Origin of the sequence: Modestobacter italicus (assembly GCF_000306785.1) — a bacterium.
GTDB lineage: Bacteria > Actinomycetota > Actinomycetes > Mycobacteriales > Geodermatophilaceae > Modestobacter > Modestobacter italicus.
Genome location: NC_017955.1, coordinates 5,535,154 through 5,547,127, shown reverse-complemented (window position 1 = coordinate 5,547,127; position 11,974 = coordinate 5,535,154). Strand labels below are relative to the sequence as shown.

12 protein-coding genes are annotated in these 11,974 nt (G+C 73.6%); 9 read left to right on the top strand and 3 right to left on the bottom strand.

Annotated elements, in window-relative coordinates; translation table 11 throughout:
• Nucleotides 1-9: 9 nt before the first annotated feature.
• A complete protein-coding gene (locus MODMU_RS26390; protein WP_051144089.1) occupies nt 10-1,554 on the top strand; it encodes a glycosyltransferase family 87 protein in 1,545 nt (514 codons plus the stop codon).
• Here MODMU_RS26390 and MODMU_RS26385 read toward each other — a convergent pair.
• Nucleotides 1,509-2,324 carry a deoxyribonuclease IV gene (locus MODMU_RS26385; RefSeq protein WP_014743492.1) on the bottom strand — a complete coding sequence of 272 codons (816 nt, stop codon included), beginning with the start codon at nt 2,322-2,324 and terminating at the stop codon, nt 1,509-1,511. The two genes, MODMU_RS26390 and MODMU_RS26385, sit on opposite strands and share 46 nt — an antisense overlap.
• Before the next feature lie 155 nt (nt 2,325-2,479).
• On the opposite strand from MODMU_RS26385, the gene rpsF reads away from it, so the two are divergent.
• The 7 genes from rpsF to MODMU_RS26350 all read left to right on the top strand — a co-directional run bounded on the left by rpsF (nt 2,480) and on the right by MODMU_RS26350 (nt 8,921).
• A complete protein-coding gene (gene rpsF, locus MODMU_RS26380; RefSeq protein ID WP_014743491.1) occupies nt 2,480-2,767 on the top strand; it encodes a 30S ribosomal protein S6 in 288 nt (95 codons plus the stop codon).
• A 2-nt stretch (nt 2,768-2,769) separates the two neighbouring features.
• The gene (locus MODMU_RS26375) at nt 2,770-3,267 is read left to right on the top strand and encodes a single-stranded DNA-binding protein (protein WP_014743490.1); all 498 of its coding nucleotides are present in this window, start codon (nt 2,770-2,772) and stop codon (nt 3,265-3,267) included.
• Between the two features lie 35 nt (nt 3,268-3,302).
• Complete coding sequence (gene rpsR / locus MODMU_RS26370; protein WP_014743489.1) at nt 3,303-3,539, top strand: 30S ribosomal protein S18; 237 nt, start codon at nt 3,303-3,305, stop codon at nt 3,537-3,539.
• 2 nt (nt 3,540-3,541) lie between these two features.
• A complete protein-coding gene (gene rplI, locus MODMU_RS26365; protein ID WP_014743488.1) occupies nt 3,542-3,997 on the top strand; it encodes a 50S ribosomal protein L9 in 456 nt (151 codons plus the stop codon).
• A 549-nt stretch (nt 3,998-4,546) separates the two neighbouring features.
• A complete protein-coding gene (gene dnaB, locus MODMU_RS26360) occupies nt 4,547-7,153 on the top strand; it encodes a replicative DNA helicase (protein ID WP_014743487.1) in 2,607 nt (868 codons plus the stop codon).
• A 109-nt stretch (nt 7,154-7,262) separates the two neighbouring features.
• Nucleotides 7,263-7,922: a hypothetical protein gene (locus MODMU_RS27420; protein WP_014743486.1), complete on the top strand. Its 660-nt coding sequence runs from the start codon at nt 7,263-7,265 to the stop codon at nt 7,920-7,922.
• 108 nt (nt 7,923-8,030) lie between these two features.
• Nucleotides 8,031-8,921 carry a GmrSD restriction endonuclease domain-containing protein gene (locus MODMU_RS26350; protein ID WP_014743485.1) on the top strand — a complete coding sequence of 297 codons (891 nt, stop codon included), beginning with the start codon at nt 8,031-8,033 and terminating at the stop codon, nt 8,919-8,921.
• Between the two features lies 1 nt (nt 8,922).
• On the opposite strand, the gene MODMU_RS26345 is transcribed toward MODMU_RS26350, so the two are convergent.
• Nucleotides 8,923-9,381 carry a cupin domain-containing protein gene (locus tag MODMU_RS26345; protein ID WP_014743484.1) on the bottom strand — a complete coding sequence of 153 codons (459 nt, stop codon included), beginning with the start codon at nt 9,379-9,381 and terminating at the stop codon, nt 8,923-8,925.
• A gap of 82 nt (nt 9,382-9,463) precedes the next feature.
• On the opposite strand from MODMU_RS26345, the gene MODMU_RS26340 reads away from it, so the two are divergent.
• Nucleotides 9,464-11,374 (top strand): Ig-like domain-containing protein, encoded by a 1,911-nt coding sequence (locus MODMU_RS26340; RefSeq protein WP_014743483.1) that lies wholly within the window; start codon nt 9,464-9,466, stop codon nt 11,372-11,374.
• Nucleotides 11,375-11,377: 3 nt separating this feature from the next.
• Here MODMU_RS26340 and MODMU_RS26335 read toward each other — a convergent pair whose 3' ends face one another.
• Nucleotides 11,378-11,968 carry a class I SAM-dependent methyltransferase gene (locus MODMU_RS26335; protein WP_014743482.1) on the bottom strand — a complete coding sequence of 197 codons (591 nt, stop codon included), beginning with the start codon at nt 11,966-11,968 and terminating at the stop codon, nt 11,378-11,380.
• Nucleotides 11,969-11,974 lie beyond the last annotated feature (6 nt).

Below are 11,974 nucleotides of genomic sequence, written 5' to 3'. Positions count from 1 at the left end.
ACTGATGCAGTGAGCGCGACACCGACGGGCCCGTCCGTCCCGGCCGACCAGCCGGGGGGCGGGCCCGAGGTGTCCTCCCCGCCGCAGGTGGCCGCACCGCCCTGGCCCGACCGCGTCGTCCCGACCTGGACCGACCCGGTCGCCGTCCAGGCCAGCGAGGCGGTGGGCGGCCCGTGGGGCCGGCACGCGGTGACCGGGCGGGCGCTGTTCTGGACGCCGCTGCGGGTCTGCCTGCTGTTCACCGTGCTGGTGCTGAGCGTCGCCTGGGCCAAGCAGGCACCCTGCGCGGACGGCGACTGGAGCGGGTCCAAGCAGTACACGCACCTCTGCTACAACGACGCCGTCCCGCTGTTCGGCATCCACGGCCTGGCCGCCGGCGAGGTGCCCTACCTGGACTCCGCGGTCGAGTACCCGGTGCTCAGCGGCGGGCTGATGCAGCTGGCGGCGGTGGTCGCCCGGGGGTACGACGGGCTGGCCGCCGGCAGCGGGCTGCTGCCGGACTCGGTGCCGGTGCAGACCTACTACGTCGTCACCTGCCTGCTGCTGTCGGTGCTGGCGCTGGTCGTCACCCGCGGCGTGCTCGGGCTGACCGGTCGCCGGCCGTGGGACGCCGCCATGGTCGGCCTCTCCCCCGTGCTGCTCTTCTACGCCTTCACCAACTGGGACCTGCTCGCGGTCGCGCTGACCACGCTGGGCATGTGGGCCTGGGCCCGGCAGCGCCCGGTGGTCGCCGGGGTGCTCCTCGGGCTGGGGATCGCGGCGAAGCTCTACCCGGTGCTGGTCCTCGGCGTGCTGCTCGTGCTGTGCCTGCGGGCCGGCCGGCTCCGGCCGTGGTGGACGACGGCGGTCACCGCGGGGCTGGCCTGGCTGGTGGTCGACCTGCCCATCGCCGTCCTGGCGCCGGAGAACTGGGCCCGCTTCTTCGAGCTGAACGGCACCCGCCCGGCGAACCCGGAGAGCATCTGGGCGATCGCGCTGCACTGGTTCCCCGGCTTCCTCGACGGGCCGCTGGCCGAGGGCGAGAGCCCGACGGTGCTCAACGCGACCGTCGCCGTGCTGCTGGTGCTCTGCGCGGCCGGGGTCGCCTGGCTGGCGCTGGCGGCACCGCTGCGGCCGCGGCTGCCGCAGCTGGCGTTCCTGCTGGTCGCCGCGTTCCTGCTGGTGAACAAGGTGTACAGCCCGCAGTACGCGCTGTGGCTGCTCCCGCTGGCGGTGCTGGCCCGGCCGCGCTGGCGCTCGCTGCTGCTGTGGCAGGCGACCGAGGCGCTGGTCTGGACGATGACGATGCTGTACTACCTCGGCGCGGACAACCGGGGTGTGGACGTCGAGTGGTTCTACCTCGCCGTCGGCCTGCGGGACGCCGCCCTGCTGCTGCTCATGGCGCTGGTCGTGCACGAGATCTGGCACCCCGACACCGACCTGGTGCGCCGCAGCTGGCCCGGCACCGACGACCCCGCCGGTGGCTTCCTCGACGGCGCCCCGGATGTGGTGACGCTGCGCCGCCGGCGTCAGCCGGCCAGCGCCTCCCGCAGCAGCGAGATCTCCTCGGCGTGACCGGCGGCGTCGCCGGGCGTCTCCAGCACGACCGGCGCCCCGGCGGCGCGGGCGACGCCGACCAGCAGCTCCAGCGGGATCTCCCCCGCGCCCAGCGGCGCGTGCCGGTCCCGGCCGGAGCCGGCGGGGTCGCGGCTGTTGTTGAGGTGCACCAGGTCGATCCGCCCGGTGACGGCCCGGACGTCGTCCACCACCCGGGTCAGGTCCCAGCCGGCGGCCCAGGCGTGGCAGGTGTCGAGCACGAAGCCCGCCCCGAACTCGCCCACGGCCTCCCACAGCCGGGCGACGGCCTCGAGCTCGCGGGCCATCGCGTTGTCGCCGCCGGCGGTGTTCTCGATGAGCACCGGGATCCCGAAGCCGCCGTCCTCGGCCTGCCGGGCGAAGGTCTTGCGCCAGTTGTCCACGCCCGCGGCCGGGTCGTCCTTGGCCAGCACGTGGCCGCCGTGCACGACCATGCCGGCCGCCCCGATCGCGGCAGAGGCGGCCGCGTGCTGGCCGAGCAGCTTGCGGCTGGGGATGCGGATCCGGTTGTTCGTCGAGGCGACGTTGACGATGTACGGCGCGTGCACGAAGACGGCGACGTCGGAGCCGAGCAGCGCCTCGGCGTCCGGGCGGGGCAACGGCTTCTTCCAGCCCTGCGGGTCGGCCAGGAACACCTGGACGGCGTCGGCGTCCACCTCCGCCGCGCGGGCCAGCGGGCCGCCGGCGTCGAGCTCGTTGTCCTCGGTCAGGCCCGGTCCGACGTGCACGCCGATCAGCTGGTCAGCCACCCGGGCGACCCTACCGACCGCCGCTGGTAGCCTGATCGGTGCGCGTCCCGTCCGATCCCGCTCCCGCGGGCTCTCGCCGGGGCGTGCGACGCGTGTACGACCCTCCTGCTGCAGATGTACTGCGGCCGCTGAGACCAGAGGAGGTGGGGTTCTCCGTGCGTCACTACGAACTGATGATCATCCTCGATCCCGAGCTCGAGGAGCGGACCATCGCTCCCAGCCTGGACCGATTCCTGACCGTCGTCACCAACTCCGGTGGCACCGTCAAGACCGAGATCTGGGGCCGCCGTCGGCTGTCCTACGAGATCAAGAAGAACGTCGAGGGCATCTACGCCATCGTCGACATCAGCGCCGAGCCCGCCGCGGTCGCCGAGCTGGACCGCCAGCTCAACCTGAACGAGTCGGTCCTGCGCACCAAGCTGATGCGGCCCGAGGCGCACTGACCATGGCCGGCGAGACCGTCATCACCGTCATCGGCAACCTCACGGCCGACCCGGAACTGCGGTTCACGCCGTCCGGCGCAGCCGTCGCCAACTTCACCGTGGCCTCGACGCCCCGCACCTTCGACCGCCAGTCGCAGGAGTGGAAGGACGGCGAGGCGCTGTTCCTCCGCTGCAACGTGTGGCGCCAGGCGGCGGAGAACGTCGCCGAGTCGCTCACCCGCGGCTCGCGGGTCATCGTCTCCGGCCGGCTGAAGCAGCGTTCCTTCGACACGAAGGAAGGCGAGAAGCGCACCGTCATCGAGCTCGAGGTCGACGAGATCGGCCCCTCGCTCCGCTACGCCACGGCCAAGGTCACCCGCGCCGCCCGCAGTGAGGGCGGCGGCGGTGGTGGCGGCTTCGGCGGCGGCGGCAACGGCGGTGGCGGCGGCGGCTTCTCCGGCGGCGGGGCCAGCGACCCCTGGTCGACCCCGCCGGCGTCGTCCGACGAGCCCCCCTTCTGATCCTCTCTCCCTGAACTGATCTCTGGAGAACCCCAGTGCCCAAGCCCCCCATCCGCAAGGTCAAGAAGAAGGTCTGCCAGTTCTGCAAGGACAAGGCGACCTACATCGACTACAAGGACACGACCCTGCTGCGGAAGTTCATCTCCGACCGCGGCAAGATCCGTGCCCGCCGCGTCAGCGGCAACTGCAGCCAGCACCAGCGTGACGTCGCCGTGGCCGTGAAGAACAGCCGCGAGATGGCCCTGCTGCCCTACACCTCGACGGCGCGCTGATCATGAGTGCATCGAAGCTGATCCTGACCCAGGAGGTCACCGGCCTCGGTTCCGCCGGGGACACCGTCGAGGTGAAGGGCGGGTACGCCCGCAACTACCTCCTGCCCCGCGGGCTGGCCATCGTGTCCACCCGGGGTGCCGAGAAGCAGGTCACCAGCCTGCGCCGGGCCCGTGCGGCCCGCGACGTGCGCTCCCTCGAGGAGGCGCAGGCCGTGGCCGCCCGTCTGTCCGGTCTCACCGTGACGCTGCCCGCCCGCTCGGGTGACGGTGGCCGCCTGTTCGGGCGGATCACCACCGCCGACGTCGCCGCTGCGGTCACCGCGGCCGGCGGCCCGGAGCTCGACCGCCGCCGGATCGAGCTGCCCAGCAGCATCAAGAGCGTCGGCACCCACACCGTCACGGTGCGGGTGCACCCGGAGGTCTCCGTCCCGGTCACCCTGGACGTCGTCGCCGGCTGATCCACAGCGCAGTCCCCACGAGGGGCGTCGGACTCCGGTCCGGCGCCCCTCGTGGCGTTCCCGGGGCACGGTGACCGTCCCGCCGTGTCGACTCCGGCAGGCGGACGGCGGGTGAACGGACGTCCCGCCCGGGCGTGGCCGCCCGGCGCCGCCGTGGGCCGGGTGCGGCGCGTCACGTCCGACCCGGCCGACCCGGCGTGACGCGTGTGACCTGCGGGGACTCCGCGACACGCCCGGGCGTACGGATCGTCGACGACGGGCCGACTTTCTCCTGTCCACACCCCGGGAGAGGCCTGATCGCAGGTGACGGGCCGGTGGCGGGGACACGACGGGCGTGCGTCCCCCGCGGTCTCCACACGGTGACCGGCTCTGTCCACCGACTTGTCCACAAGTTGTGCAGATCGGCGTGCACAGCGGTGTTGGACGGACCCCCTCCGCGGTTCCTACCGTCATCCCCAGCCACCGCCGGGCGCGAAGTGTCAGCGCCCGGTGGTAGCTGTTGTGCGAACAGTTGTTCGAACTGGACGCGAAGAGCAAGGGGAACCCAGCGTGGCGGTCGTCGACGACATCAGCAGGCCGAGGGCCGCGGCTCCGGAGTACGACCGGCAGCCCCCTCAGGACGTCGCAGCCGAGCAGTCGGTCCTCGGCGGCATGCTGATGAGCAAGGACGCGATCGCCGACGTCGTGGAGGTCCTGCACGGCGCGGACTTCTACCGGCCGGCGCACCAGGTCGTCTTCGACGTCATCCTCGACCTGTACGGGCGGGGCGAGCCCGCCGACGCCATCACCGTCGCCGCCGAGCTGAACCGCACCGACCAGCTGTCGAAGATGGGCGGCGCGGTCTACCTGCACACGCTCATCGCCTCCACGCCCACCGCGGCGAACGCCGGGTACTACGCCGCGATCGTGTCCGAGCAGGCCGTGCTCCGCCGGCTGGTCGAGGCCGGCACCCGCGTCGTGCAGCTGGGCTACGGCGCTGCCGGCGGCAAGGGCGACGTCGACGACATCGTCGACCGCGCCCAGCAGGAGATCTACGACGTCACCGAGAAGCGGATGAGCGAGGACTACTCGCGCCTCGCCGACGTCCTGCAGCCCACCATGGACGAGCTGGACGCGATCGCCTCCCGCGGCGGCGTGAGCCGCGGCGTCCCGACCGGCATCCGCGACCTCGACGAGCTCACCAACGGCCTGCAGGCCGGCCAGATGATCGTCATCGCGGCGCGACCCGGTGTCGGGAAGGCGCTCGCGCTGGACACCCCGGTGGCCACGCCGCACGGCTGGACGACGATGGGCGAGGTCACGGTCGGCGACGAGGTCATCGGCGCCGACGGCCGGCCCACCACGGTCGTCGCCGCCACCGAGGTGATGACCGGGCGGCCCTGCTACGAGGTCCACTTCTCCGACGGCTCGGTGATCGTCGCCGACGCCCAGCACCAGTGGCTCACCGACACCCGGGCGAGCCGCCGGGCCGCGCAGGAGGCGCGGGTGCGCGGTGGTGCTCCCCGGGTGAGCGCCGCCGTGCGCACCACGGAGGAGCTGGCGCGCACGGTCCGCTGCGAGACCGCCGACGCCCGGCTCAACCACTCGGTCACCAACGCCGCCCCGCTCGAGCTGCCGGAGGCGGCGCTGCCGCTGCCGCCCTACGCGCTGGGTGTCTGGCTCGGCGACGGCACCTCGGCCAGCGCGCACTTCACCAGCGCCGACCCGGAGATCGCCGCCTACATCGAGGGCGACGGCCTGGTCGTCGAGCGCACGTCCGCCGAGCTCCGCTACGTGATGCGGCTGCCGAACCGGGGCGCGGTCGCCGCCCGCCCGTGCCCGATGTGCGGCGAGCTGTTCGTGCCGAGGACGTCGCAGGTGCAGACCTGCGGCAAGACGTGCGGGGGCAAGCTCCGCGCCGCCGGCGGGGTGGGCCTCAGCGCGACCTGCCCGGACTGCGGTGGGCCCTCCTCCGGGCTCGTGCAGTGCGCCTCCTGCCGGGCCGATCACGGCACCGTCACCGGCCTGCTGCGGTCGCTGGGGGTGCTCGATGACAAGCACGTCCCCACCAGCTACCTGCGCGCCTCCGTGGGCCAGCGGCGGGCGCTGCTCGCGGGTCTGCTCGACACCGACGGGACGGTGGCGGCCAGCGGCGTCGTCCAGTTCGCCGTCACCAACCAGCGGCTGGCCGAGGACGTCCGGGAGCTGATCGCCGGCCTCGGCCACCGGGTGCGGATGAGCCGCAAGCGGGTGGCCGGCCGCAGCGAGGCGTCCTCCACCTGCTTCACGCTGACCTTCAGCACCGACGACGAGGTCTTCCGGCTCGAGCGCAAGAAGCTGCTGCACAAGGAGCGCGGTGCCCGCACGTTCACCGCGCGCGGCGTCCGGTTCGTCACGGAGGTCCGGCCCATCGCGAGCGTGCCGGTGCGGTGCATCCAGGTCGACGCCGAGGACCACCTCTTCCTCGCCGGCCGCAGCTTCATCCCGACCCACAACTCGACCCTCGGCCTCGACATCGCCCGGTCGGCCACGGTGAAGCACCACCTGCCCGCGGCGATCTTCTCGCTCGAGATGAGCAAGCACGAGATCACCATGCGTCTGCTGTCGGCCGAGGCGAAGGTGCCGCTGCACCACATGCGCGCCGGTTCGCTGTCCGACGAGGACTGGTCGAAGCTGGCCCGCCGGATGGGCGAGATCGCCGACGCACCGCTCTACATCGACGACTCACCGAACATGACGATGATGGAGATCCGGGCCAAGGCGCGGCGGCTCAAGCAGCGCAACGACCTCAAGCTGATCGTCATCGACTACCTCCAGCTGATGACCTCGGGCAAGAAGGTCGAGAGCCGCCAGCAGGAGGTCTCGGAGTTCTCCCGTGCGCTGAAGCTGCTGGCCAAGGAGCTCGAGCTCCCGGTCATCGCGATGAGCCAGCTGAACCGCGGGTCCGAGCAGCGTCAGGACAAGAAGCCGATGCTGTCCGACCTCCGTGAGTCCGGCTCGATCGAGCAGGACGCCGACATGGTGATGATGATCCACCGCGAGGACATGTACGAGAAGGAGTCCCCGCGGGCCGGCGAGGCCGACATCATGCTGGTCAAGCACCGCAACGGCCCGACCGCGAACGTCACCGTCGCCTTCCAGGGCCACTACAGCCGGTTCGTCGACATGGCGAACTGACTCCTCCGTGGACCGGTCGTTCGCCTGATCGGGTGGACCGGCTCAAGCGCGGGCGGCGGGCCGCCGAGAACCACCGGGACGTTGTTCCCCTCCGAACCAGGAGCCCGCCGTGCCCGCACTGTTCACCACCTTCCCCGCCCTCCTCGCCAAGGTCGTCCCCGCCGGACTCGCCGGGAAGGTCGCTGTCGGCGCCGTCGCCCTGGCAGTCGTGGGTGGTGGCACCGCGGGCATCGCCCAGGCGGTCGAGCCGGCCTCGGACGGCACCACCATCACCAGCCCCGAGACCCCCGAGGTCGAGGCGCCGGTCGAGGAGGCCCCGGTGGACGAGGCGCCGGTGGACGAGACGCCGGTGGACGAGACGCCGGTCGAGGGGGCGCCGATCGATGAGGCCCCGGTGGAGGAGCCCCCGGCGGGCGAGATCCCGGTGGAGGAGCCCCCCGTCGAGGAGGCTCCCGTCGAGGAGGCCCCGGTGGTCGAGACCCCCGAGGCGCCCGAGGTCGAGACCCCCGAGGCGCCCGAGGCGCCCGAGGCGCCGGAGGTCGAGGAGCCCGCGGCCCCGGCCAACCACGGCCAGGCCGTCTCCGAGGTCGCCCACGACAAGTCTGTGGTCGGTCGGGACCACGGCAAGGCCGTCTCCGAGGTCGCCCGCAGCAACGCCGGCAAGGGCGGCGACAGCGCGGAGGACGCCACCGACGAGGACGCCTCGGTCGAGGACAGCGCCGCCGTCCCGGCCGCCGGTGGCAAGGGCAAGGGCCACGGCAAGGGCTGACCCCGCCCCGCACCACCGCCGCGCGAGCGGCGACACGTCCGGTGAGGTCCCCGGGGAAGAGCGGTCCCGCACCTAGCGTCGGGGTTCCGACTTCCCCGGGGGCTCCACGTGAAACACCGCTACGCCGCACTGGCCGTGCTGGCCGTGCTCGGCACCGCGGCCTGCGAGCCCGGGCAGCTGGGCAGCACCTCGCCCGCCGCTGACGCCCCGGCCGATGCCGTCTCCGAGGCCGCGCACCAGGCGCAGGCCAGCGCACCGGCCGACGGCCGGGCAGCAGCCGACGTCCTCGCCACCCTGGCGGTCAAGGGCAGGGCGCCGAAGACCGGCTACGACCGCGACCAGTTCGGCTCAGCATGGGCCGACGTCGACCGCAACGGCTGCGACACCCGCAACGACGTCCTGGCCCGGGACCTGACCGACGAGGCCGTCAAGCCCGGCACCCGGAACTGCGTCGTCGTCAGCGGCACCCTCGCCGACCCGTACACCGGCCGGACGATCGACTTCGTCAAGGGCGACGGCAGCAGCGTCGACATCGACCACGTGGTGGCCCTCGGTGACGCCTGGCAGACCGGGGCCGGCCGCTGGGACGTCGCCCGGCGCACCGCGCTGGCCAACGACCCGCTCAACCTGCTCGCCGTCGACTACTCCGCCAACCGGCAGAAGGGCGACGGCGACGCGGCCACCTGGCTGCCGCCCGAGCGCGGCTACCGCTGCGCCTACGTGGCCCGCCAGGTCGCCGTGAAGGCCGCCTACGGCCTCTGGGTCACCCAGGCCGAGCACGACGCGATCGCCGGCGTCCTGGCCGACTGCCCCGGTGAACCCGTCCCCACCCCCGCCCAGACCCCGGCCCCGGCCCCGGCCGACGTTCCCGCGGGAACGCCGGCGCCCTACGCCGACTGCGCCGCCGCCCGCGCCGCGGGCGCGGCGCCGCTGCACCGCGGCGACCCCGGCTGGTCCGACCGCATGGACGGCGACGGGGACGGCATCGCCTGCGAGTGAGTCAGTCGCGCAGGTTCAACTGGTCGTGCCGCAGCGCGAAGGCGTCGATCTCCGCCGTCGTCGGCGTGCGTCCGCCGGTCGTCAGCTCGTGCAGGCCGGTGAAGTAGTCCTCGCGCGGGATGCCCGGGGTGAACAGGATGAGGAAGCGCGCCCCGACGTCCGGACCGGCCGCGCGGAAGCCGTGCACGCCCGAGCGCGGCACGTACACCAGGTCACCGGCGTGCGCCGTCGTCCACTCCTCCCCCGCCAGCACGGCCAGCGAGCCCTCCAGTACGTGGAAGGACTCGCTGAACGTGCGGTGCAGGTGCGGCCCGGGTCCGCTGCCGCCCGGCGCCATGGTCATCTCGAACAGGCCGAAGTCGCCGCGGGTCTGCGTGCCGGTCGCGACGAACCGGGTGCGCCCGGCCGACGGCTGGCCGTCCCGCCGGGAGAACACGGCGGGGTCCGGGAGGTAGCTCATGCCGCACCCTCCCATCCCTGGGTGTGGGTTGTGAGCCGGGTCACCCGGGGCTAGACAGAGGTCCCCGATCAATGGAGATCCCGTGACGCCACTGTCCTGGCGACGGTCGACCGCTGCCCTCGTGGGCACGCTCGCCCTCACCACCGGCCTCGCCGCCGCCGCACCCGCCGCCCTCGCCCACCCGGGCCCGGGCAAGGCCGTGCCGCTGTCGCTCTTCCCCAGCGACGACCTCACCGTCGCCGACCCCGGCCAGCTGACCGGCCGCCGGGTCGCGCTGCCGACCACCGGCTGCGGGGCCCCGATCAGCTGCGGACTGGTGCAGGAGCTCGACCAGCTCGACGGCTTCGACCTGGACCCGCGCATCGCGGTGCAGTTCAGCCGGCCGGTGGACCCGGCCGAGGCCGCCGCGCGGATCTCGGTCAAGGAGGAGCACGGCGGCTGGCGCACCGGCGTGGACCGCGTCGTGTGGGACCCGGCCACGAACACCCTCTACGCCCACCCGGCCGAGCAGCTCGCCCCCGGCACCACCTACCGGTTGAAGGTGCAGGGCGGCCCGGGCAATGCGGCGGCCCAGGACCGGTTCACCACGATGAGCGCCACCGACGGCCTGCTCGACCTCCGGCGCCAGCTCGACAGCGGCAGCGCCTTCGCCGCCGCCGGCATCACCGCACCGGGGCTGCAGGTGGAGGGCACCTTCCCGGCCGCCGGCACGACCGTGACCTGGACGCAGGACCAGGGCGCCACCGAAGTGACGGCGCCCGTCGTGGTGCCCCAGGCCGCCACCGGCGGCACCCTGGTCTTCGGCTCCTACCTGGCCCCCAGCTGGCTGCAGCCCGACGTGACGATCGACCAGACGCCGACCGCGGACGCCGGCCCGGCGCCGGTGGGCCCGCAGCGGCTGCCCGTCGTCGCGGTGCTGCCCGCCGGCACCCCGCCGCCGGGCGGCTGGCCGGTGGCGGTGTTCGGGCACGGCTTCACGGCCAACGACACCAACGTCCTGCTCGCCGCGGTCGCCAACAGCCAGCAGGGCATCGCGACCATCGGCACCAACGTCGTCGGTCACGGGTACGGCCCCGGCAGCTCCTACACGATCACCAGCGGCGGCACGACGACCACGCTGCCCTCCTACGGCCGCGGGGTCGACCAGGACGGCAACGGCCAGATCACCAGCACCGAGGGTTCCTCGGCCACCGGTGCCGCGACGGCCCAGTCCTCCCGGGACGCCCTGCGGCAGACCGCGGCGGACGTCATGACGCTCATCCGCTCGGTCGGCGGCACGGACGTCGACGCCGACGGGACGCCGGACCTCTCCGGGGACGACGTCACCTACTTCGGCCAGAGCTTCGGCGGCATCTACGGCACCATGCTCACCGGCGCCGACCCGGCCGTCACCCGGTCGGTGCTCAACGTGGCCGGCGGCCCGATCTCCGAGATCTCCCGGTTGTCGCCGTCCTTCCGGCCGCTCCTGACCGCGGTCCTGCAGGCGGCCGGTCTGCTCAACAGCACCGACCCGACCCGCAACCTGTTCCAGGAACAGCTGCCGCTGCGCGGCGAGGGGCCGGTGACGGTCACCGTGCCGGGCGCCGTGGCCGTCCAGGAGTACCTGGCCCGCACGACCTGGCTGTCCCGGTCGGGCAGCCCGGAGACGTTCGCCCCGCTGATCGAGCCGGAGCGGGCGCTGTTCCAGGTCGCCTTCGGCGACCAGACGGTGGCCAACCCGACGGCCTACACGGTGATCGCGGCCGGGGACCTGTGGTCGCGGACCAGCCTCTACCGCAACGACAGGACGGCGAACGCGGCGAACAACCCGCACTCGTTCCTGCTCAACCTGCTGCTCCCGGCGGCGGCCCAGGGCCAGGCGCAGGTCGCGGCGTTCCTGGGCCGGGGCGAGGTCGTCGACCCCGACGGCGCGGGCGAGGTGTGGGAGGTGCCGATCAGCGACCCGGCGGTGCTGCTGCCGCTGAACTTCGCCCAGCCGGCGACCCGGCCCTGACGGTCAGCCCCGGCTGAGGACGGCGACCAGGAAGTCGGCGTCCGGGGTGTACGGGCGGAGGTCCCACGTCGAGAGCAGGACGTCGACCTCCAGCCCGGCGCCCCGGGCGTCGTCCAGGAACTCCTCGAACGGGTAGCCGCGGCCGGCGCCGAAGCCGATGGCCGCCCGGCCACCGGGGGCGAGGTGCCCGCGGAACCTGCGCAGCACCTCGCCCCGGGTGCTCGGGGCCAGGAACGTCATGACGTTGCCCGCGCAGACGACCGCGTCGAACTCCTCGCCGAGGTCGAGCTCGGCGAGGTCGCCGACGAGCCACCGCGGGCCGGGGTGGTCGGCCTCCGCGGCGGCGATCAGCACCGGGTCGCCGTCGACACCGACGACGGTGTGCCCGACGCCGGCCAGCCAGCCGCCGACCCGGCCGGGCCCGCAGCCGGCGTCCAGCACCCGGGAGCCGCGCGGCAGCATCGCGTCGACCAGCCGGGCCTCACCGGCCAGGTCGACGCCCTGCGCCGCGAGCCGGCGGAACCGGTCGACGTAGGCGGCCGAGTGGCCGGGGTCCTCGGTGCTCATCCGCGCCCAGGCGCTCTGCTCCACCACCCGCCC